Origin of the sequence: Kineosporia sp. A_224 (assembly GCF_002198655.1) — a bacterium.
Lineage (GTDB): Bacteria > Actinomycetota > Actinomycetes > Actinomycetales > Kineosporiaceae > R-H-3.
Genome location: NZ_MWLN01000219.1, coordinates 35391 through 56182 on the forward strand (window position 1 = coordinate 35391; position 20792 = coordinate 56182).

Below are 20792 nucleotides of genomic sequence, written 5' to 3' on the forward strand. Positions count from 1 at the left end.
GCCCGAACAGACCTCCGGCACGTCCCCCGACAGGAGACCCGCATGCACACCGTCGTCCGCTCGGCGACCAAAGAGCTCGTCATCGGTCCCGACCAGCCGTTCTGCATCATCGGCGAGCGGATCAACCCGACGGGGCGGCCGAAGTTCCAGGAGGAGCTGCGCGCCGGCAACCTGGCCCGCGTCGAGGAGGACGTCCGGGCCCAGGTCGCGGGCGGCGCGATGATGCTCGACGTCAACATGGGCGTCCCGCTCGCCGACGAGGCCGAGCTGCTCGCCCGCGCCGTCAAGCTCGTCCAGTCCATGACGGACTTGCCGCTGTGCATCGACTCCAGCGTCGTCGAGGCGCTGGACGCCGGCCTCGCGGCGTACGAGGGCAAGGCCCTGGTCAACAGCGTCACCGGCGAGCAGGACCGGCTCGACGCGATCCTGCCCCTCGTCAAGCGCTACGGCGCCGCGGTCATCGCCCTCCCCAACGAGGAGGACGAGATCCCCGAGGACCCGCGCAAGCGCCTCGAGATCACCAAGAAGATCGTCGGCGTCGCCACCGAGAAGTACGGCATCCCGATCGAGGACATCATCATCGACCCGCTCGCGATGCCGGTCGGCGCGAACCACGAGTACGGCAAGCTGACGATGGAGGCGATCTCGCTCATCCGCGACGAGTTCGACCTCAACACGACCCTCGGCGCCGGCAACGTCTCGTTCGGCATGCCCGGCCGGCACACCCTCGGGTCGACGTTCCTCACGATGGCCATGCACGCCGGCCTCACGACGGCGATCATGGACGCCCGGACGCCGCAGATGGTCGACGCGATCAAGGCCGCCGACCTCATGATGGGCAACGACCCCTGGGGCGCGAACTGGATCTCCGCGTTCCGCGCCAAGCAGAAGGCGCAGGCGGAGGCCGAGGCCGCCGCGGCAGCCGCCGCCCAGCCGACCACGTGACCTCGACCCCGGACGGGCCCGCCCCCGCACCCCGCGAGGCCTACCTGCGCGAAGGCCTGCTCGGCGAGCACCCGGCGCCCCCGCCGCCCGCCGCCCCGGAGGGCGTCGGCCGGGTGCGGATCGCGTTCGTCCCCGGCGAGGCCGACCAGAAGAACCTCGCGGCCGAGCGGGACGTCCGGGTGCCGCCCGGCGTCACGGTCTTCGACGCCGCGTCCTGGAACGGCATCGCGATCGACTCCACCTGCGGCGGCCACGGCACGTGCCGCAAGTGCAAGATCCGCGTCGTCGAGGGCGACGTCCCGGTCGCACGGCTCGACCCGCGGGCGTTCTCCACCGAGCAGCTGCGGCAGGGCTGGCGGCTGGCCTGCCTGGCGCAGGCGAACCGCGACCTGCGGGTCGAGGTGCCGCCGCTGCTCACCCGGCCCAAGGCGGCCACCGTCGGCGTCGGCCGGCAGGTCATCCTGCGGCCCGCCGTCCAGAAGCGGTGCGTCACGCTCGCCGAGCCGACGCTCGCCGACCAGGTCCCGGACCTCGACCGGCTCCTCGCGCAGATCGACGACCTCGAGCTCCGGGTCGACCTGCACGCCCTGCGCAGCCTGCCGAAGGCACTGCGGGACAACGACTTCACCGTGACCGCGGTGATCGTCGACGACGTCCTCGTCGACGTCGAGGGCGGCGACACGACCGAGCAGCGCTACGCGATCGCGTTCGACCTCGGCACGACGACGGTCGTCGCGACGCTGCTCGACCTCTCCACCGGCACGCCCTCCGCCGTCCGCTCCATGCTCAACAAGCAGCAGCCGTTCGGCGGCGACGTCATCAGCCGGATCAGCGCGACGATGCTCGACCCGGACGCCCTCGGCCGCCTGCGGGACGCCGCGCACGCGACCCTCGCCGAGCTCGCCGACGAGGTCTGCGCCGAGGCCGGCGTCGCCCCGCGGCACGTCTACGAGGTCGCGCTCGCCGGCAACGCGACGATGACGGCACTGGCCCTCGGGATCGACCCCGAGCCGCTCGGCGTCGCCCCGTTCGTCATGACCGCGAGCGGCTTCCCCGACGTCCTCGCCACCGACCTCGGCCTCGCGCTGCACCCGCGCGCCCGGGCGTACGTGTTCCCCTCGCTCGGCGCGTACGTCGGCGGCGACATCGTCGCGGGCATGCTCGCCAGCGGCATGGACCGCGACAAGCGGCTCCGGCTGTTCATCGACGTCGGCACCAACTGCGAGATCGTCCTCGGCGACGCGAGCCGCCTCGTCTCGACCGCGGCCCCGGCCGGCCCGGCCTTCGAGGGCGCCTCGATCCGGTGCGGGATGCGCGCCGCGGACGGCGCGATCGAGGTCGTCAAGATCAGCGACGACGACGTCCAGCTCCAGGTCATCGGGGACGTCGCCCCGATGGGCCTGTGCGGCTCCGGCCTCGTCGACGCCGTCGCCGAGCTCGCCGCCGTCGGCATCCTCGACACCTCGGGCCGGCTCGTCGCCGACGAGGTCGCCGCTGAGTTGCACCCGGGGCTGGCCGACCGGCTCCTCGCCGTCGGCAAGGAGCGGGTCTTCGTCCTGCACTGGAAGGGCGAGGTCGGCGACCTCGACGAGGCGATCTACCTGTCGCAGCGCGACGTCCGCGAGCTGCAGTTCGCCAAGGCCGCCATCGCGACCGGCTGGAAGCTCCTCGTCGAGGAGATCGGCGCCGACGTCGCCGACATCCAGCAGGTGCTCCTCGCCGGCTCCTTCGGGTCCTACCTGTCCCCCGCGAGCGCCGTCCGGATCGGTCTGGTCCCCAAGGTGCCCCTGCTGCGGATCGTCAGCGCGGGCAATGTCGCCGGCGAGGGCGCGAAGATGACCCTGCTCTCGGTCCGCGAGCGCCAGGGCGCGCAGACCCTGCTCGAGGAGGTGCGCTACGTCGAGCTCTCCGACCGCACCGACTTCAACGACCTCTTCGTCGAGCAGCTGTCCTTCCCGGTCTGACGAGCGGCCCGACGACGGCGGGCCGGACGGCGGGCCGCGCGTCGGCGTCGTCGCCTGCGGCGCGCTCTCGCTGACGATCGGGCGGGTCGCCGCCCGGCGCGGCTGGCCCGTCGACGTCCACCCGCTGCCGCCGCTGCTGCACAACCACCCGGACCGGATCGCCGCGGCCGTCGAGGAGGCGCTCGCCGTCCTCGGGGAGCACCGGCCCGGCTACGCCCGCCTCGCGGTCGCGTACGCCGACTGCGGCACGTACGGGGCCCTCGACGAGGTCCTGGCCCGGCACGGCGTCGCCCGGCTCGCCGGGGAGCACTGCTACGACGTCTACGCGGGCGTCCAGCGGCTCAGGGAGATCTTCGAGGCCGAGGCCGGGACGTACGTGCTCACCGACTTCCTCGCGGCGTCCTTCCGGCGCAGCGTCGTCGTCGAGCTGGGCCTGGACCGGTACCCCGAGCTGCACGAGGACTACTTCCGGCACTACCGCCGCGTCGTGTGGCTCGCGCAGCACCCGACGCCCGCGCTCGAGGCGGCGGTCGCGGACGCCGCCGCCGTGCTGCGGCTGCCGCTGGAACGGGTCGACGTCGGCGAGGGCGGGCTGGAGTCCGAGCTGGAGCGGCTCGTCACGGGCTGACCCCGCGCCCCGGTCCCGCGCACCCCGCGCGCGTGGCACCCTGGCCCGGTGAGCCCACTCGCACGCGTCGTCGTCCTCGTCCGTGGCATCAACGTCGGGACGGCGAAGCAGGTGCGGATGGCGGACCTGAAGACGGCGCTCGAGGACGTCGGCGGCACCGGCGTCCGCACGTACCTGCGCAGCGGCAACGCGGTCATGGACGTCCCCGCGGAGGCCGCCGGCACCGCGGAGGCGCTCGCCGCGCTCGGCTCCGCCGCCGAGGAGGCGATGCTCGCCCGCAGCGGCGTCCAGGCCCGGGTCCTCGTCGTCACCGCCGACCACCTGCGTGCGGTCGCGGCCGCGAACCCCTTCCCCGACCTCGTGCCGACCCCCAAGCAGCTGCACGTCATGTTCTGCGAGACCGCGCCGGACGCCGCCGCGCTCGACGCCGCCGTCGGCCTGCGGCACGGCGACGACGAGATGGCGGTCGGCGACCGCACCCTCTACCTGGCGTTCCGCAGCGGCCGCAGCATCGACTCACCGCTGACGAAGGTGCTGCCGAAGGCGAAGATCGTCGCGACGGCCCGCAACTGGTCGACCGTCGAGGCGCTGCTCGGTCTCGTCGACGCCTGACGGGCGGCCGGCCGACGGTCGGCGCGGCCCCTCGACCGCTGGCACGATGGCGCGGTGCGCTCCACGACCGTGACGGCCGACGACGGCGTCCTGCTCCACGTGGGCGTGACCGGCAGCGGTCCCGACGTCGTCGTCCTCTCCGGCGGTCCCGGCTGCGTGCACTACCTCGAACGCGACGAACCTCGCGCCGCGCGGGACGCGCGCCTGGTACCCCGAACCCCGCGGCGTCGGCCGCTCCGCGGGCGGTCCGCACGACCTCGCCCGGGACGTCGCCGACCTGGAGGCCGTCCGGCAGGCCGCTGGGGTGGCCGGCGGGGTCGTGCTCGGTCACTCGTGGGGCGGCGACCTCGCGGTGCGGTACGCGCTCGACCACCCGGCCGCCGTTCGCGGAGTCGTCGCGGTCGCCGCGCACGGTCTGCACCAGGACCGGACGTGGTCGGCGGCCTACCACGCCCTCAAGAACACCGAGGCCGGGATCGACGTCGCTTGGGATCCGGGTGTGCACGGTGCGCTCAGCGAGTCCTTCGTGGAGTGGATCCATGAGCGCGACCTGCTCCGCCGCCTCGCGGACTGCCAGGTGCCGACGACGGTCGTCGCCGCGGAGCACGACATCCGCCCGGCGTGGCCGCTCCGACAGCTCGCCGCACTGCTCCCCCGGGGCCGCCTCGTGGAGGTCCCCGGCGTACCGCACGACCTGTGGTCGACGCACCCCCAGGTGTGGGTCGACGTCGTGACCGCCGCGTGCCACGGGCCCGCACGACGCGCCTGACGCGGTGGCGCTGCGGATCGGGGACCATCCGCCACATCCCGCTGTTGGCGATCGTCCCCAGCGTGGCGCCGACCTGGGACAGCCCCGTACGAGCGGCCTCAGACCAGTCCGCGGGCCGTCAGCTCCGCCTCGCACGCCGCGGCGTCGGTGAACAGCAGCGCCTGCCAGCCCGCGGACCGGGCCGCGTCGACGTTCGGCGCGTGGTCGTCGAGGAAGAGCAGGTCGCCCGCGGGCACGCCGAACCGCTCCTGGGCGACCTGGAAGATCGCCGGGTCCGGCTTGGCGAGGTGGACCCGGCCGGAGAAGACCCCGTCGGCGAACAGGCCGAAGAACGCGTGCTCGGCCTCGAGGCGGTCGGCGTGCGGCGCCGGCATGTTCGACAGGTAGAACATCGGCGCCCCGCGGCCGTGCAGCCGCTCCAGGAGGGCGACGGTCGCAGGCACGGGCACCAGCTCGGCCGGCACCTGCGCGAGGACGGCACGCAGGTCGTCCGGGGTGAGGTCGGTGCGCGCGGCGATCCCGGCGACGACCCCGTCGACGTCGAGCAGGCCGCGGTCGAACCGGGACCACTCGCCGTCCGGGTGGCCGAAGATGCTGCGGGCGAGCCGCTCCGCGTCGTCCGCGCGGTGCGGCAGCGCGCGGCGGACCAGCTCGAGCGGGCGCCAGCGCAGCAGGACGCCGCCGAGGTCGAAGACGAGCTGCACCGGACGGCGGGCCTCAGCCCTCGCCGAGCAGGCGCCGCCGCCAGGCCTCGGTCTCGGCGACCTGGTTGAACGTGAAGACGTGCAGGCCGGCGAGCCCCCACTCCGGGTCGCCGACCTCCTTGGCGAGGCGGCCGAGCAGCCGCTCGGGGGTGTAGCCGGGGTTGGCGAGCCGGGCGAACCAGCCGGCGTGCTTCGTGAGGAACCGCGTCGACTCCCCGACCCCCACCTTCGTCGCCATCGAGAGCAGCTTCGTCGCCTCGACCGGCCCGGCGATGCCGACCTGGATCGGCAGTGTGACGCCGCGCCGGCGCACTCGCTTGACCCAGCCGGCGATCGCGGCGGCGTCGAAGCAGAGGTTGCTGACGATCTCCGTCGCGTGGGAACGCTTGTCCCACATGGCCTGCACGGTGACGTCGTCGTCGATCGACGGGTGGCTCTCCGGGTACCCGGTGATGCCCACGGTGGAGAACGGGCTGCCCATCCGGCTCAGCTCGGCGAGCGCCGGCAGCGCGGCGTCGTACTCCCCCGCGGGCGGGTCGGCGTCGCCCGCGGGCACGAAGACGGCGGTGATCCCGGCAGCCGTGCAGCGCGCGACGAGGTCGGCGAGGTGCGCACCGTCCCTGATGAGCCGCGCCGACAGGTGCGGGACGACGCTGTACCCGTGCCCCGCGAACCGCTCGGCGAGGTCGACGGTCTGCTCGATGCCCTTGGCGGGCGAGGCCGTCACGGTGAGCGCGACGTCCTTGGGGACCGCCGCGAGCACCTTCTCCTCGATCGTCTTCGTCGGCAGCACCTCGTACCGCGCGTGGCGCAGCAGGCGCTCCGCGGCGGTCCCGCGGGTGAGGGTCTCGGTCCTGGCCATCAGGCGCTCACCTGCCGGGTCGGGTCGGGGTCGGTGCCGTCGGACAGACCGTCGGACAGACCGTCGGACGAGGGGGCACCGGTGCGGACGGGCGGGTAGTGCTCACCGGCCGCCCCGGCGGGTCGGTGCCGGTAGAACGGCTCGGTGATCGCCTCGAGCGGGGTGTTGCCGAGCACGAGGTCCGCGGCCTTCTCGGCGAGCATCATGACGGGCGCGTAGATGTTGCCGTTCGTCACGTACGGCATGACGGAGGCGTCGACGACGCGCAGCCCCTCGACGCCGTGCACGCGCATCGTCAGCGGGTCGACGACGGACTCCTCGTCGACGCCCATCCGGGCCGTGCACGACGGGTGGAGCGCGGTCTCGCCCTCGTGGCCGACCCAGTCGAGGATCTGCTCGTCGGTCTCCACCTGCGCCCCGGGCGAGATCTCGCCGCCGTCGAAGGGCGCCATCGCGGACTGGGAGAGGATCTCGCGGGTGCGGCGGACCGCCTCGACCCACTCGCGACGGTCCTGGTCGGTCGACAGGTAGTTGAAGAGCATCGACGGCTTGACGGTCGGGTCCGCGCTCCTGATCCGCAGGTGGCCGCGGGCGTCGGAGTACATCGGCCCGACGTGCACCTGGTAGCCGTGGCCGCCGGCGGGCGCCGTCCCGTCGTACCGGACCGCGATCGGCAGGAAGTGGTACATGAGGTTCGGGTACTCGACGTCCTCGTTGCTGCGGATGAAGCCGCCGGCCTCGAAGTGGTTCGTCGCGCCGGGCCCGCTGCGCAGGAACAGCCACTGCGCCCCGATGAGCGGCTTGTACCGGTGCTTGAGGTAGGGCTGCATCGTCACCGGCTGCGTCGCCGTGTGCTGGATGTAGACCTCGAGGTGGTCCTGCAGGTGCTCACCGACACCCGGCAGGTGGTGGACCATCTCGACGCCGAGCGGGCGCAGGTGCTCGGAGTTGCCGATGCCGGAGACCTGGAGCAGCTGCGGGGAGTTGATCGCGCCGCCGGCGAGGATCACCTCGCCCGCCTCGATGCGCTCGACGGAGCCCGCGGAGTAGCGGCCGGGCGCGCCGCCCCACAGCGGCGCCTTGGCGACCTCGACGCCGATCGCCTTCGTGCCGCGGAACAGCACCTTGGTGACGAACGCCCGGGTACGGACCTCGAGGTTGCCGCGGCCCTTGACCGGGTGCAGGTAGGCCCGGGCGGCGGACAGCCGGCGGCCGCGGTGGACGTTGCGGTCGAACGCCGAGAAGCCCTCCTGGCGGTACCCGTTGACGTCGTCCGTCAGCGGGTAGCCGGCCTGCTGGACAGCCTCGAGGAAGGCCCCGAAGAGCGGGTTCGTCGCCGGGCCGCGCTCGAGCACGAGCGGGCCGGAGTGACCGCGCCACACGTCCTCCGGCCCCGTCGCGAGGCAGTTCTCCATCCGCTTGAAGTACGGCAGGCAGTGCGCGAAGTCCCAGGTCTGCATCCCCGGGTCGGCGGCCCAGCGCTCGTAGTCCATCGGGTTGCCGCGCTGGAAGATCATCCCGTTGATGCTGCTGCTGCCACCGAGCACCTTGCCGCGGGCGTGGTAGATCTTCCGCCCGTGCATGAACGGCTCGGGCTCGGACTCGTACTGCCAGTCGTAGAACCGGCTGCCGATCGGGAACGGCAGGGCCGCTGGCATGTGGATGAAGACGTCCCACGGGTAGTCGCTGCGGCCGGCCTCGAGGACGAGCACCTTCGTGGTGCCGTCCGCGGAGAGCCGGTTGGCGAGCGCGCAGCCCGCCGAACCACCACCGACCACGATGACGTCGTACCGCTGACCGGACACGCTCGACGATCCCTTCGCCGCACGGAAACGCCTGATGGGACGGCAGCGACGCCGCCCCGACGAGTCCCCCCAGGTTGCGGCGATCGTATCCGAGCGACGCGCTATACGGAACGGTGTGCGCGATACGCAACAACGGCACCACCATGTGGGCCGACGCGTCGTCAGGGCGGCGGCAGGACGACGCCGAAGCCGCGGACGCCGAGCCGCACGAGCACCGGCCCCGGGGTCGTGAGGTCCCGGACGCGCGCCGAGGAGAGCACCTCGAGCTCGGCCAGGCGGCGGCGGTAGACGTCGTCGCCGGCCACCCGGGCCTCGTGGAGCGCCTGGGTGTTGAGCCAGACCTTCGCCCGGGACTCGCGGAGGAACCTCGCCGTCATCCGGCGGTTGAGCGGGGTCATCGCCCGGTCGAGCGCCCGCCGCGGGCCGGAGAGGCGGCGCAGCTCGCCGTCCTCGGCGGACACCCGGCGCGCGAGCACCTCGTCGATGCGCGCGTGGTCCCGCTCGCGGCGGGCGAGCAGACCGGGGTCGCCGAACTGGGTCGGCGAGATGACCCCGACGAGCGACTGCGGCAGGTCGTAGTTGATGTGGGCGTTCATGCCGAGCAGCACGTGGAGCACCGGCGGCGCGTCCCGGGCCGCCCCGAAGGCGATCCGCCACGGCCGCGGCGCGGACTTCGGGTCGATCCGGTGCGCGTCGAGGGCGTCGAGGTAGAGCTCGGCGAAGACGACGTCCCACCACTCGACCCACGGCGCGTCCTCGAACCGGCCGTCGTCGACGGCGTCCGCGACCGCCTGCGTCGTGCGCAGGTACGTCGCGAGGAAGAACCGCGCGGGGTCCCGGTCACGCTCCAGCACCGACAGCCGCTCGCGCATCCGCGCGACGACGCCGTCGACCGTGTCGCTCACCGCACCTCCCGAGCACGCCGCACCGCAAGGTCGGGCCCATCACACCATCCGGGACGGCGTGCTGTCCGGTCGGGCCGACCCGCAGCCCCGGCCGGCACTCCCCGCGCGACCGACCTCGGTAGCGATAACACCGGCGTCTGCGGTGAGCGGTCGTCAAGTGATGTGCGTCGCACGTCGATGTCGTTCTCGACCCAGCGACAGGGCTCCGCCCGGGGTCAGACCGTTCCAGGCAACACCGTCCCGTCAGGAGACCAGGCGCAGATGTCCATCACCCAGCTGCTCAACGGGGGCGGCAAGCGCGCCGCCGCGGGGATCACCGGCTACCTCGACGACCCGAAGAACCCCGTCAAGGCCACGCTGGACAGCCTCAACGCGAACTGCTTCATCGCGGACACCTCGCTCAACCTCGTCTACATGAACCGCAAGGCGGCGCAGACGGTGCGGGCGCTCGGCCCCGCCGTCCGGCAGGCGTTCGGGATGTCCATCGAGGACCTCCTCGGCGGCTCCATCCACCGCTTCCACAAGGACCCGGCCCGGATCGACCGGATCCTCGCCGACCCCGCCGCGCTGCCCCGCGAGGCGGTCTTCAGCTTCGGCGGGATCACCCTGCGCACGCTCATCAACGCGATCACGGACGGCGAGGGCACCCGCCACGGGTTCGTCGTCATCTGGGACAACGTCTCCGAGCGCAACGGCCGCGCGGACACCTCGATCGGGGACGTCGACAGCGCCACCGACCGGCTCCGCGGGATCGTCGGGCACATCGTCCAGGTCGCGGCCGAGACCTCGAGCGCCTCGGACACCGCGGCCGCCGCGACCGAGGAGCTGCGGGCGGCCGTCGCCGAGATCGCGCGCTCGTCGTCGGACGCCGTGACCCAGGTCCGGGCGGCCGTCCAGGCCACCGACGAGGGCGCCTCGACGCTGCGCGACCTGCAGCGCTCCAGCACCGAGATCGGCGACTTCCTGCGCCTCATCACGGGCGTCGCCGAGCAGACGAAGATGCTCGCCCTCAACGCGACGATCGAGGCGGCCCGGGCCGGCGAGGCCGGCAAGGGCTTCGCCGTCGTCGCCGACGAGGTCAAGCAGCTCGCCGGGACCACGGCCGCGTCGATCAGCGACATCGAGGCCCGGATCGCCGCCATCCAGCGGGCCGCCGACCTGGGCGTCCAGGCGCTGACGAACATCGAGACCCTCATCGGCACGATCAGCGAGAGCCAGAACACCGTGGCCGCCGCGATCGAGGAGCAGTCCGCCGTGACCACGGAGATCGCCCGTGCGCTCGAGGGCATCGCGAGCGGCGCGCGGGACACCGCGGCGCAGTCCGGCGACATCGAGCAGGCCGTCAGCGAGGTCAGCGAGCAGACGAAGATGCTCCACCGGATCATCCTCGACAGCTGAGCGGGGGCGTCGGGCGACGTCGGGGGACGTCGGGGGACGTCGTCCTGTCGGGTCGTCGTTCTGTCGCGGCGTGGTCGTGTCGCGGCGTCGTCGTGTCGGGCCGTCGTCCTGTCGGACGTCGCCGGACGGAGGCTCAGGCCCCGACGACGAGCCCCGACACCGCGAGGGCCCCGGCGGCCCGGCCGGCCTCGACGAGGCCGGCGGTGCGGGTGAAGTCCATGAGGCCGCCCGGGCCGTCCGGCGCCGCGCCCAGCTCGACGTGGTGGAGCACCGTGCCGTCGAGCCGCGGCAGCGGCCGGCAGCGCATCGAGGCCGCGAGCGAGGCGACGAGGACGTCGAGCGCGCTGCGGACGCGCCAGGCGCCCGTCCCCGGGTGGGCCGCGACGTCGAGGAGCCAGATGTCCGTCGGGGCCAGGTCGAGCGCCCCCGCGACGGGGACGAGGTCGGTGACCCCGCCGTCGACGTGCTGCTCGGTCCGGACCGTGCCGTCGTCGTCGTACCCGGCGGGCAGGTGGACCGGCGGGAAGAGCCCGGGCAGGGCGGCCGAGGCGAGCAGGACGTCGGTGAGCGGACCGGTGCCGTGGTAGACGGCGCGGCCGGACGTCAGGGACGTCGTGACGACCCGGAGCGGCACCGCGAGGTCGTCGAAGTCGTCGACGGGCAGCCAGTCGGCGAGCAGGCGGCGCAGCGGCTCCTCGGAGAACAGCGCCGGTCGGCGCGCGACGACGTTGCGCCACGTCGAGAGCCGGCCGCCGCCGAACACGTCCCGGCGCCGCAGGCCCGCCCACCGGTCGGCGAGCGCCTCGGCCCGCGCGGGGGTCGGGTCGACGGCGAGGTAGGCCCCGTTGAGCGCCCCGACGGAGCAGCCGACGATGCCGACCGGGTCGATCCCGGCGGTGAGCAGCGCGGCGAGCGCGCCGGCCTGGGCGGCGCCGCGGGCGCCCCCGCCGGACAGGACGACGACGTGCCTGCGGACGACGGGCACCGGGGGCGGGGCCGGCGCGCGGCGGCCCACCCGGACGCCCTCGCGCACCGCGGACCACATCGCCACCGGCGGACCTCCGCTCGCCCTCGAGATGAGTTGGCGTCGTCGCGGCGGGCCGCACCCCACCGCGACGACGCGCTGCTGGTCTATCGGCAGGAGGGGCCGCGAGGGTGAGCAGGTACGTCCGGTCTTTCGGCCGGCCGGGTGACCGGGCGGGCGGTCAGGGTGCGGCGGGTGCGGACCCCGGACGCTCGTCGTCCGCCGGCGGCACCTTCGCGGCCGCCGCCTGCTCGGCCGCTACCTGCTCGGCCGAGGGCAGGCCGACGGTGCCGGGCGGCGTCCACATCTGACCGTCCGGGCCGGGGCTGTACCGCACGTTCCGCAGGTGCTTGGCCATGCTCCGGACGAGGACGACGACCGCGAGCGCCAGGCAGAACACCGTGACGAACCCGAGCAGGCCCGGCGACACCTTGTCCGCGTTGGGCCCCTCCGGGTCGACGGCGAGCAGACCGCCGTGCAGACCGGTGAGCAGGCCGCTGTGCAGCGAGGCCGTCATCACGCCACCTCGACCCGCTCGCGGACGCCCGCGAAGAGGTCGTCCTCGGGGGTCTCGGTCGGCACGTGCGACCGGGCCAGCTGGAAGTCCTCGGTCGGCCACACGCTGCGCTGGATCTCGGACGGGATGGAGAAGAACCAGCCGTCCGGGTCGATCTGGGTCGCGTGGGCCAGCAGGGCCTTGTCCCGCACCGGGAACCAGTCGGCGCACTCGACGCGCGTGGTGATGGTGACCTCCTCGCGGTCCTCCCAGCGCTGGAGCCACTCCGCGAACGGGGACTCCAGACCGGCCGCGAGCATCGCCTCGTGGAAGCCGATGATCTTCGCGCGGGAGAAGCCGCGGTCGTAGTAGAGCTTGAGGGGCTGCCAGGGGGCGCCGGTCCCCGGGTAGCGCTCGTCGTCCCCGGCGGCCTCGAAGGCCTCCATGCTCACCTTGTGGGTCATGATGTGGTCCGGGTGCGGGTAGCCGCCGTTCTCGTCGTACGTCGTCATGACGTGCGGCCGGAACGACCGGACGAGGCGTACGAGCGGGGCCGCCGCGACGTGCAGCGGCTCGAGCGCGAAGCAGCCCTCGGGCAGCGGCGGCAGCGGGTCGCCCTCCGGCAGCCCCGAGTCGACGAAACCGAGCCACTCGTGCCGGACGCCGAGCGCCGCGACCGCGTTGGCCATCTCGACCCGGCGGTACTCGGCGATGTCCCGGAGCAGGTCCGGGTCGTCCTTGAGCTTCGGGTTGAGGATGTCGCCGCGTTCGCCGCCGGTGCACGTGACGACGAGCACCTCGACGCCTTCCGCGACGTACCGCGCCATCGTCGCCGCACCCTTGCTGGACTCGTCGTCCGGGTGCGCGTGCACGGCCATGAGCCGGAGCACCTCGCCCACGCCACTGCCTCCCTGGTCGTTCGCCGGTCCCCCCGGAGGGAGGTCCCCCCTCCCAGGGCGAAGCCGCCCCGGGGGACAATCATTCCCGACGCTACGCCGCCGGTCCGACACCGGCCCGGCGGGGCACGAGGAGGACGACGTGACGCTCGCCGACGGGGCCGCCGGCCCGCGCCGCCCCGAGGGCCGCTACGGCCCGGTCCGGCGCCCGCCGAGCCGCCGCACGCTCGTCGGAGCCGCGGCGGCCGCCCTCCTGCTCGCCGTCGGCTGGTTCGCCTACATCGCCTTCGGCCCGGGCAACACCGGGGTGCACTACCTCGACATCGGGTACGAGGTCGTGGCCGACACCGAGGTCCGGGTGACCTTCGAGGTCCAGAAGGCCCCGTCGGCGACCGCGGTGTGCACCGTCCGCGCGCTCAACGTGGGGTTCGCCGAGGTCGGGCGCACCGACGTCCGCATCCCCGCGGCGCCGGACGGCGCGGTGACCGTCACGGCCGTCGTGCCGACGAGCGAGCGCGCCGTGAGCGGGAATGTCAAGGCCTGCGCCCTCGGGTGAGCCTTGCTAGGCTCGACGCTTCACCTACCTGACCGAGGGTCCGCATCGGCGGGCCGGGTCAGACGCGTGCCGGGAACAGGCCCGGCCGTGCGGCACAGGCCGACAGCACGTGGAACGGAGGCATCGTGACCGAGACGACGAGCGTCCAGTGGTTGACGCAGGAGGCCTACGACCGCCTCAAGGCCGAGTACGAGTACATGTCGGGTGATGGCCGCACCGAGATCGCGAAGAAGATCGAGGAGGCGCGCCTCGAGGGCGACCTCCGCGAGAACGGCGGGTACCACGCCGCCAAGGAGGAGCAGGGCAAGCAGGAGGCCCGGATCCGGGTCCTGCGCCACCTGCTCGAGAACGCCAAGGTGGGCGACGCCCCCCAGAACGCGGACGACGGCATCGCCCCCGGGATGGTCGTGACGATCGACCTCGCCGGCGACGAGACGACCTTCCTCCTCGGCAGCCGCGAGGTCGCGGGTGACACCGACCTCGACGTCTACAGCGAGAAGAGCCCGCTCGGCTCGGCGATCCTCGGCGCGAAGATCGGCGACAAGGTGGCCTACACCGCGCCGAACGGCACCGAGATCCCGGTCGTCATCAAGGACGCCAAGCCCTACAGCGGCTGAGCGGCCCGCGGGTCAGGTCCCGGCGCGCAGGTCGGCCGGGACGTCGGCCGACCAGGCGATCCCACGGAACGACGCGGTGCAGCCCTCGCCGAGCGGGGACTGCGCCGACAGGCCGAGCCGGACCGAGTCCGGCTCGGCCTTCGCGTCGGCGAGGCCGAACAGGCGCAGCAGGTCCCAGCGGCCGTCCTGCTCGACGTGGAACGCGAAGGCCCCGCCGCCCACCGAGCAGACCCGCAGCCGGACCGGACCGGCCGCGACCCGGTGGTTGCAGTCGTCCGACGTCCCGTCGGTGACGACGCTCACGAGCGTCTCCTGGCCGAGCGGGTTCCGTTCCAGGGCCAGCTTCGCCCAGGACCGGTCGTTGACGAACACGTAGAGCGCGGCGGCGTCGAACTGCGTCGTGCCGTCCATGGCGGCCGTCGCCGTGAGGCAGGCCCGCGCCGGACCCGCCGGGGCACCCTCACCCGTCGTGCCGACCGGGCCGAGCAGGATCGGCGCGTTCCCTGCCGCGACGTGCACTCCGGACGGGTCGACGAACCAGTCGGTGAGCCGGCCGGCCGTGACCGTGAGGACGCCGTCCGCCCAGGTGCCGGCGGCCGGGGCGCCGGGGACGGGGAGCCAGTCGAAGGCCGGGGCGCCGTCGGTGAGATCCATGCCCGGCACCCTACGCGGAGCGGCCCGGACCCCGTCGGGGACGGGATCCGGGCCGCTCGGGCCGACGCCTCGGGAGGGCGCCGGACCGCTACGCGACGGTCACCGTCACGTCGTCGAAGGACGCGGTGGCGTTGTTCGTGCCGACGCCGACCTTCCCCGACGTGAACGTGGCGTCCGTCGTGCTGACGAGCCGGGCGCCGCCGACGGACCCGGTGAGCGTCGTGCCCTTGACGACGAGCCGCAACGCGAACGCCTTGTTCGTGGCGGCCTTGAACGGGGCCGACGCGAGCACGGTGCTCCTGCCGTCGACGACCTTGCGCAGCTCGACGACGTTCGCGTCGCGCAGGGCCAGCGCGTAGTAGCTCGTCGCGCTCTGCGCCCGGGCGAGCACCGAGACCGCCGAGCCCGACCCGGTGACGCCCGTGTTCGTCGCGGTCACCCGGACGTCTGCCGCCGTCCACGCGGCCGACCCGGCGACCGCCGCGGTCGTCCCGGCGGCCGACTGGCCCAGGGCCCCGGCGCTGACCGCCCAGGTGCCGGCGCCCGCCGTCCAGCCGGTGCTGCTGCCGTCCGCGAAGTCGTCCGCGAGCAGCGACGTCCCGCCGGGGGCGCCGGTCGTCGTCGTGGTCGTCGGCGGCGCCCGGCTCGTCAGCACGACGGACGCCACGTTCACGTCGGGGAANCCTGCAGATCGGTCGGGCGGCGTCCTCGACCCCGCGCTCGGACTGGCCGGCGAACGACCACGTCATGGCCCCGGTGTACGTGGCGCAACGCGAGCCGTTCTTCCCGCTCCAGAACTGGTTCGAGGCGTCGGCGTCACCGGAGGTCCTGTCGACCGTCGAGCCGGAGCTGCGGCACGACGTGTCGTTGCGGAACACCGAGACGCCGCCGTCGAACGCGAAGTTGCGCTCGGTGTTGTCGATGCTCACGTTGTCGGACACCGTGATCCGGCCCGGGTTGCTGTTCCAGGTGAACCCGTGCTGGCCGTTCTTGTACGCGATGCTGCGCCGGATGACGTGGTTCACCGCGATCTTCGAGCCGCCGAGCTTGAAGCCGTTGCGGTCGCCGTTCGCCAGCTGGGTGCCGTCGGACAGGGTGCCGTTGGAGTAGGCGAGGGAGTCCTCGATCGTCACCGGGTCGATCGGGCCGGTGTCGGGCTTGGCGAACAGGTCCCAGCCGTCGTCGACGTTGTGGTGGGCGACCGTGGAGCGGAAGACGTTGCCGGGGCCGACGGTGAGCTTGGCGGCGAACCCGTCGGCGTTCTCGCCGAGCGCGTCCTTGTTGTCGTGGGACTCCGACGTGACGACGAGGTTGTTCGCCGGCCAGTCCGAGCGCGGGGTCGAGGACGCCGCCCGACCGATCTGCAGGCCGGTGTCGCGGTTGAAGCGCGTCACGGTGCGCTCGACGACGTTGTTGCTGCCGGAGACGTAGATGCCGTTGTCACCGGCCCGCTCCACGACGAGACCGTAGAGGTGCCAGTAGCTCCCGCCGAGCACGAGGCCGCGGTTCGAGGCGGCCTCGCTCTGGGCGGAGAAGTTCAGGACGGGGGTCTCCCCCGGGTACGCGGCGAGCTCCTTGCGGGCGGACGACGTGCCGTTGTTGCCGGTGGGGACCGCCACCGTCGAGGAGAGCCTGTACGTGCCGCCCCGCAGGTAGATCGTGCCGCCCGGGGTGATCTTCGAGATCGCCGACGCGAGCGTGGTCGGGGCCGACGCCGTGCCCGCGGCACCGGCGCTGCCGGTCGGGGAGACGTACAGGGCGTTGCTGTTGAGCGCCGCCTGCGACGTCGACGTGGCGACGGCGACGACCGCGGAGGCCCCCACCGCGACGACGGCGGCCGCGGCGAACGCCCGGGCCCCCACGCGGGCGGGGCGCCGCCGCGCTGTCCTTGAAACCATGGAGATCGGTGTCCCTCTGCTCGGTGGTGTCCGACGCGCAGAGGTCGTCCCGGGGCCGCTCCGGGTTTCCAGGCGAGGTTCGATGTGAGGTGGACCACACTCGAGTGATGAGGTCAGGCTTCCGACGGGCCGGGCTCCCCGGCGGCCCGGCGGGCCCCCTCGACGGGCTCGTCGGCGAGCGGTCCGGCCTCGTCCGCGGCGGCACCGGCGTCCCGCGCGGCCTCCGCCGGGGTCTGCCCGGTCGTCGCGTTCCCGTCGAAGCCGTCGAGGACGCCGTCCGCGGCGTCGCGTCTGGAGTCCTCCTCGTCGTCCGACCCCGACAGGTACGAGGCCACGACGTTGACGACGGCCGCGAGCGGGACGGCGAACAGGCCTCCGACGATGCCGGCGAGGAGCACGCCCGCGGCGATCGAGAGGATCACCGCGAGCGGGTGCACGGAGACGGCCCGGCCCATGAGGAACGGCTGGAGCACGTGCGCCTCGAGCTGCTGCACGGCGATGACCGAGGCGAGCATGATGAGCGCGACGACCGGGCCCTTCGCGACGAGCGCGACGAGGACGGCGACGATGCCCGTGACGAACGCACCGACGATCGGCACGAACGCACCGAGGAAGACCAGGACGCCGAGCGGCAGCGCGAGCGGGACCCCGAGGATCGCCGCGGCGATCCCGACCCCGGCGCCGTCGACGACCGCGACGATCATCGTGGCCCGCACGTAGGCCGTCAGCGTCGCCCAGGCCCGCACCCCGGCGCCGTTGACCCGGGCCCGGGCCGTGCGCGGGAAGAGCCGGACGACCCAGGCCCAGATCCGGTCGCCGCCGGACAGCATGAAGAACGCGCTGAAGAGCACGATGAAGAAGCCCGTGCCGATGTCCGCCGCCGTCGAGCCGACCTGCAGCGCGCCGCTGACGAGCTGGGAGCTGTTCGCCTGGATCTCGGCGACGATCCGGTCGATGTACGCCGACACCTGGTTGTTCGTCAGGTGCAGCGGCCCGCTGGCGAGCGACTTCTGCAGCTCCTGCCAGCCGCTGAGCGCCTGCTTCTGCAGGCTCGGGAAACCGGTCGTGACCTGCTGGCCGATGAGCGTGATGAGCCCGGCGATGACGAGCAGCGACAGGATGATCGCGCCGATCGACGCGAGCCCGCGGGGGACGCCGGGGCGGCCGCGGCCGGCGGCGACGAGGTCGACGAACGGCTTGAGGAACGCCACGACGAGCAGCGCGACGAGCACCGGGACGACGAGCACCTCGAAGATGCCGAGGATGCGCAGCAGGTAGTAGATCGCGACGCCGACGACGAGCATCCGCCACGACCATCCGGCGGCGGCCCGCAGCCCGGCAGGGACGACGTCGGCGTCGTCGAGGCGTCCGACGGCGGCACGCTCACGCGGCGAGAGACTCATGGCCCCATCCTGCCGGGTGCGCGTGCTCGCGACCGGGCGACGTGGCGTTCGGCCGGTCGGTCGGCCGGCGGTCGGGGCTCAGCCGGGCGACGTGACCGACCCTGCGAGCCGGGCGGCGGCGACCGGGGCCCCGGCGGCGAGCAGCCCCGCGGCGAAGAGCGTGTACCGGCCGTCGACGACGATCCGGGCGCGGTCGGGCACCCGCCAGCCGCCGGCGTGGTCGGACGTCGCGGGCGCGAGCACCGCGGCCCGGGTCGCGGCGTCCGCGTGCCGCAGCACCCCGCCGCTGCCGACGACGAGCGCGACGTCGCGCAGCGGGCGCGGCGACGCCGAGGTGGTCGCGGGGCGGCCGTGCCGGCGCAGGGCGACGGTGACCGCGAGCCGGGCCAGCGTCGTGTCGAGGTCGCGCGCCGCGGCGCCGTCCGCGGTCTCCGGGCCGGGCACCCAGGCCGGTTCGGCGCGGGCCCGGTCGGCGTGCGCGGCGAGCGCCGCGGTCGTGGCGTCGCCGGGGTCGAGGAGCCGTTCGGCGACCGCGGCGGCGACGACCCCCGGCGCGCCCCAGCGCATCCCGAGGTCGCCCTCGACGGTCCGGGCCCGCCACAGCGTCGCGACGACCTCCTTGGCGAGCGCGGCGTCCTCGCCCTCGGGCGTGAGCACCGAGTAGACGTCGGTCGTGGCACCGCCGACGTCGACGACGAGCACGTCCCCGGCGCCCCGGACGTCGTCCGCGCCGGGGACGTCGTGGCTGCCGTCGGCGAGCGCCTCGACGCCCGCGAGGACGGCGTCCGGCGTGGCCGCGCGGACGAGCCGGGCGAACGCCGGGCCCTTCGACAACCCCTTGCCGCCGATGACGTGGCTGAGGAAGACCTCGCGGATCGCCGCGCGGGCCCCGAGCGGGTCGAGGACGCCGATCCGGGGCAGGACGTTGGCCGTGACGACGACGTGCCGGCGGCGGCGCTCGAGCTCGGCGCGGGCCTCGTCGGCGGCGTCGGCGTTGCCGGCGAGGACGACCGGGACGGGCAGCCGGGCGATCCCGAGCCGGCGGGCGTTGTGCAGGAGCACCTCGGCGTTGCCGCCGTCGGTGCCGCCGACGAGCAGGACGACGTCCGGCGCGGCGGCGCGCAGGTCGTCCAGGCGGGGGTCGCCGGCCCCCGTGCCGTCGAGCGGGCCCGCCGCGACGTGGACGACCTTGCCGCCCGCCGACAGCGCGACCCGGTGGCCGGCCTCGGCGGTGACGAGCCGCTCGTAGCCGACGACGGCGATCCGCAGCCCGCCGCCCGCGCTCGAGCAGACGAGGACGTCGTCCGCGCGCCGCCCGGCGGCCCGCTCGGCGTCCGCCCGGACGGCCGCGACGCCGTCGAGGACGTCGGTCGCCAGGGTCGTCGGGTGCGAGGCGGTGGCGAGCAGGTCGCCGGTCGCGGTGTCGACGAGGGCCGCCTTCGTGAAGGTCGACCCGACGTCGACGCACAGGACGTCGCTCACGCCACACTCCCCTGCCGCTGCGCCGTCGCCACGGGCGCTAGCGTGCCAGAGCGAGGGTCGGGCTGAAGGAGGACGGCATGACGTACGAGTGCTTCGAGGTCGAGCGCGACGGCAAGGTCGCGCACGTGCGGCTGTCCCGGCCGGACGCGCTGAACACGATGACCCCCGCCTTCTGGCGCGAGCTCCCCGAGCTCGTCACGGCACTGTCGGACGCCGGGGACGTGCGGGCCGTCGTCCTGTCCTCGACGGGGAAGCACTTCTGCGCCGGGATGGACCTGTCCGTCTTCATGGGCGGCGGCCTCGTGCCGTCCGGCGAGCCCGCCCGGAACAACGCGAACCGCCGGCTGCTCGTCAAGGCGCTCCAGCGCACCTCGGACGCGATCGAGGCGGCCCGGATGCCGGTCGTGGCCGCCGTCCAGGGCGGGTGCATCGGCGGCGCGCTGTCGCTCGTCACGGCCTGCGACCTGCGCTACGCGAGCGCCGACGCGTTCTTCGTGCTCCAGGAGACGAACATCGGCATGACGGCCGACGTCGGCGCGCTCCAGCGGCTGCCCCGGATCGTCGGCGACGGCGTCGCCCGCGAGCTCGCGTTCACCGGTCGCCGGATGCCCGCGGCCCGCGCCCGCGAGGTCGGCCTCGTCACTGAGGTCTTCGACACCCACGAGGCGCTCGTCGCCGGCGCCCTCGACGTCGCCCACGAGATGGCCCGGCACTCCCCGCTCGTGCTGTGGGGCGTCAAGGAGTCCCTCAACCACGCCCGCGACCACTCCGTCGCGGAGAGCCTCGACTTCGTGAGCCTGTGGCAGACGGGCATGCTCCAGACGGCCGACATGGCGACGGCGCTCATGGCCAAGCAGGCGCGCACCGACCCCGAGTTCGAGGACCTCCCGCCCGCGCCGACGGGCCTGTAGCGGCGCCGCCCATCGATGTGCGGAGGATCGGACGGCGATCTGCCGCGAGAACTTCCGCACTCCACAGGGGTCCGCGGGGGCTGTGGACGGGCGCGGCAGCGGGTGCGCGGTTCGGTGCAGGATCTGCGGGCATGGTGGGACGTGACCGACGGTCAGGGGCCGTTGCCGCGCTCGGGCGGCCGGTGCCGTGGCGTGCGATCGCGACGTGGCAGGCCGGTGTCGTCACCCGCAGGCAGCTGATCGCGTCCGGGTTGACCGCCGGC

Annotated in this window: 18 protein-coding genes and 3 pseudogenes; 9 read left to right on the plus strand and 12 right to left on the minus strand. The window is 74.0% G+C overall.

The genetic code is table 11. The features are described 5' to 3' along the window. Positions 1–42 precede the first annotated feature (42 nt). The 5 genes and pseudogenes from EDJALFJO_RS28580 to EDJALFJO_RS28600 all read left to right on the plus strand — a co-directional run. Positions 43–945 (plus strand): dihydropteroate synthase, encoded by a 903-nt coding sequence (locus EDJALFJO_RS28580; protein ID WP_088289728.1) that lies wholly within the window; start codon positions 43–45, stop codon positions 943–945. Next, positions 942–2909, plus strand: a complete 1968-nt coding sequence (locus tag EDJALFJO_RS28585; RefSeq protein ID WP_088289729.1) for an ASKHA domain-containing protein — start codon at positions 942–944, stop codon at positions 2907–2909. The genes EDJALFJO_RS28580 and EDJALFJO_RS28585 overlap by 4 nt, the downstream gene beginning before the upstream one ends. Positions 2910–3045: 136 nt before the next feature. Then, entirely contained in the window at positions 3046–3537 is a 492-nt protein-coding gene (locus EDJALFJO_RS28590; RefSeq protein WP_255392596.1) for a DUF1638 domain-containing protein, read from the plus strand. 48 nt (positions 3538–3585) lie between these two features. Continuing rightward, positions 3586–4149, plus strand: coding sequence for a DUF1697 domain-containing protein (locus EDJALFJO_RS28595; RefSeq protein WP_088289731.1), 564 nt, complete (start codon positions 3586–3588; stop codon positions 4147–4149). A gap of 232 nt (positions 4150–4381) precedes the next feature. Next, positions 4382–4918, plus strand: a pseudogene (locus EDJALFJO_RS28600) (alpha/beta fold hydrolase); the annotation flags it as partial. A 98-nt stretch (positions 4919–5016) separates the two neighbouring features. On the opposite strand, the gene EDJALFJO_RS28605 reads toward EDJALFJO_RS28600, so the two are convergent. The 4 genes from EDJALFJO_RS28605 to EDJALFJO_RS28620 all read right to left on the minus strand — a co-directional run bounded on the left by EDJALFJO_RS28605 (position 5017) and on the right by EDJALFJO_RS28620 (position 9194). Continuing rightward, on the minus strand, positions 5017–5622 hold the full coding sequence (locus EDJALFJO_RS28605) for an HAD family phosphatase (RefSeq protein WP_088289732.1): 606 nt from the start codon (positions 5620–5622) through the stop codon (positions 5017–5019). A gap of 13 nt (positions 5623–5635) precedes the next feature. Then, positions 5636–6484: a methylenetetrahydrofolate reductase gene (locus EDJALFJO_RS28610; protein ID WP_088289733.1), complete on the minus strand. Its 849-nt coding sequence runs from the start codon at positions 6482–6484 to the stop codon at positions 5636–5638. Next, positions 6484–8289 (minus strand): choline dehydrogenase, encoded by a 1806-nt coding sequence (betA, locus tag EDJALFJO_RS28615; protein ID WP_088289734.1) that lies wholly within the window; start codon positions 8287–8289, stop codon positions 6484–6486. The genes EDJALFJO_RS28610 and betA overlap by 1 nt, the downstream gene beginning before the upstream one ends. A 161-nt stretch (positions 8290–8450) precedes the next feature. Beyond that, positions 8451–9194: a DUF5995 family protein gene (locus tag EDJALFJO_RS28620; RefSeq protein WP_088289735.1), complete on the minus strand. Its 744-nt coding sequence runs from the start codon at positions 9192–9194 to the stop codon at positions 8451–8453. Between the two features lie 261 nt (positions 9195–9455). Between EDJALFJO_RS28620 and EDJALFJO_RS28625 the strand changes: the two genes are divergently transcribed. Then, positions 9456–10592, plus strand: a complete 1137-nt coding sequence (locus EDJALFJO_RS28625; protein WP_143448843.1) for a methyl-accepting chemotaxis protein — start codon at positions 9456–9458, stop codon at positions 10590–10592. A gap of 133 nt (positions 10593–10725) precedes the next feature. Here EDJALFJO_RS28625 and EDJALFJO_RS28630 read toward each other — a convergent pair whose 3' ends face one another. The 3 genes from EDJALFJO_RS28630 to mca form a co-directional block, all read right to left on the minus strand. Next, on the minus strand, positions 10726–11637 hold the full coding sequence (locus tag EDJALFJO_RS28630; protein WP_233150101.1) for a patatin-like phospholipase family protein: 912 nt from the start codon (positions 11635–11637) through the stop codon (positions 10726–10728). Between the two features lie 160 nt (positions 11638–11797). After that, positions 11798–12133, minus strand: a complete 336-nt coding sequence (locus EDJALFJO_RS28635) for a hypothetical protein (protein ID WP_088289738.1) — start codon at positions 12131–12133, stop codon at positions 11798–11800. Continuing rightward, entirely contained in the window at positions 12133–13011 is an 879-nt protein-coding gene (gene mca, locus EDJALFJO_RS28640; protein ID WP_088289739.1) for a mycothiol conjugate amidase Mca, read from the minus strand. The genes EDJALFJO_RS28635 and mca overlap by 1 nt, the downstream gene beginning before the upstream one ends. A gap of 139 nt (positions 13012–13150) precedes the next feature. Here mca and EDJALFJO_RS28645 point away from each other — a divergent pair, with 139 nt between their 5' ends. Both EDJALFJO_RS28645 and greA read left to right on the plus strand, forming a co-directional pair. Next, positions 13151–13564 carry a DUF4307 domain-containing protein gene (locus EDJALFJO_RS28645; protein WP_158220601.1) on the plus strand — a complete coding sequence of 138 codons (414 nt, stop codon included), beginning with the start codon at positions 13151–13153 and terminating at the stop codon, positions 13562–13564. A 125-nt stretch (positions 13565–13689) separates the two neighbouring features. Continuing rightward, on the plus strand, positions 13690–14181 hold the full coding sequence (gene greA / locus EDJALFJO_RS28650; protein ID WP_088289741.1) for a transcription elongation factor GreA: 492 nt from the start codon (positions 13690–13692) through the stop codon (positions 14179–14181). Between the two features lie 12 nt (positions 14182–14193). On the opposite strand, the gene EDJALFJO_RS28655 is transcribed toward greA, so the two are convergent. The 5 genes and pseudogenes from EDJALFJO_RS28655 to EDJALFJO_RS28675 all read right to left on the minus strand — a co-directional run bounded on the left by EDJALFJO_RS28655 (position 14194) and on the right by EDJALFJO_RS28675 (position 19618). Then, positions 14194–14835, minus strand: coding sequence for a DUF1349 domain-containing protein (locus EDJALFJO_RS28655; RefSeq protein WP_088289742.1), 642 nt, complete (start codon positions 14833–14835; stop codon positions 14194–14196). A gap of 88 nt (positions 14836–14923) precedes the next feature. Then, positions 14924–15517, minus strand: a pseudogene (locus tag EDJALFJO_RS28660) (hypothetical protein); the annotation flags it as partial. Between the two features lies 1 nt (position 15518). Continuing rightward, positions 15519–16733 (minus strand): annotated as a pseudogene (locus tag EDJALFJO_RS36605) (right-handed parallel beta-helix repeat-containing protein); the annotation flags it as partial. Positions 16734–16846: 113 nt separating this feature from the next. Next, on the minus strand, positions 16847–18136 hold the full coding sequence (locus tag EDJALFJO_RS28670) for an AI-2E family transporter (protein WP_088289744.1): 1290 nt from the start codon (positions 18134–18136) through the stop codon (positions 16847–16849). 78 nt (positions 18137–18214) lie between these two features. Further along, positions 18215–19618 carry a glutamate mutase L gene (locus EDJALFJO_RS28675; protein WP_088289745.1) on the minus strand — a complete coding sequence of 468 codons (1404 nt, stop codon included), beginning with the start codon at positions 19616–19618 and terminating at the stop codon, positions 18215–18217. Positions 19619–19695: 77 nt separating this feature from the next. On the opposite strand from EDJALFJO_RS28675, the gene EDJALFJO_RS28680 reads away from it, so the two are divergent. Then, a complete protein-coding gene (locus tag EDJALFJO_RS28680) occupies positions 19696–20529 on the plus strand; it encodes a crotonase/enoyl-CoA hydratase family protein (protein ID WP_088289746.1) in 834 nt (277 codons plus the stop codon). Positions 20530–20792: the final 263 nt, after the last annotated feature.

What these genes read in the sequence shown, in the direction of transcription:
- EDJALFJO_RS28580 (WP_088289728.1), top strand. Translation starts at nt 43, where the DNA reads ATGCACACCGTCGTCCGCTCGGCGACCAAAGAGCTCGTCATCGGTCCC.
- EDJALFJO_RS28610 (WP_088289733.1), bottom strand. Translation starts at nt 6,484, where the DNA reads ATGGCCAGGACCGAGACCCTCACCCGCGGGACCGCCGCGGAGCGCCTG.
- EDJALFJO_RS28625 (WP_143448843.1), top strand. Translation starts at nt 9,456, where the DNA reads ATGTCCATCACCCAGCTGCTCAACGGGGGCGGCAAGCGCGCCGCCGCG.
- EDJALFJO_RS28630 (WP_233150101.1), bottom strand. Translation starts at nt 11,637, where the DNA reads ATGTGGTCCGCGGTGCGCGAGGGCGTCCGGGTGGGCCGCCGCGCGCCG.
- EDJALFJO_RS28635 (WP_088289738.1), bottom strand. Translation starts at nt 12,133, where the DNA reads ATGACGGCCTCGCTGCACAGCGGCCTGCTCACCGGTCTGCACGGCGGT.
- EDJALFJO_RS28655 (WP_088289742.1), bottom strand. Translation starts at nt 14,835, where the DNA reads ATGGATCTCACCGACGGCGCCCCGGCCTTCGACTGGCTCCCCGTCCCC.
- EDJALFJO_RS28670 (WP_088289744.1), bottom strand. Translation starts at nt 18,136, where the DNA reads ATGAGTCTCTCGCCGCGTGAGCGTGCCGCCGTCGGACGCCTCGACGAC.
- EDJALFJO_RS28680 (WP_088289746.1), top strand. Translation starts at nt 19,696, where the DNA reads ATGACGTACGAGTGCTTCGAGGTCGAGCGCGACGGCAAGGTCGCGCAC.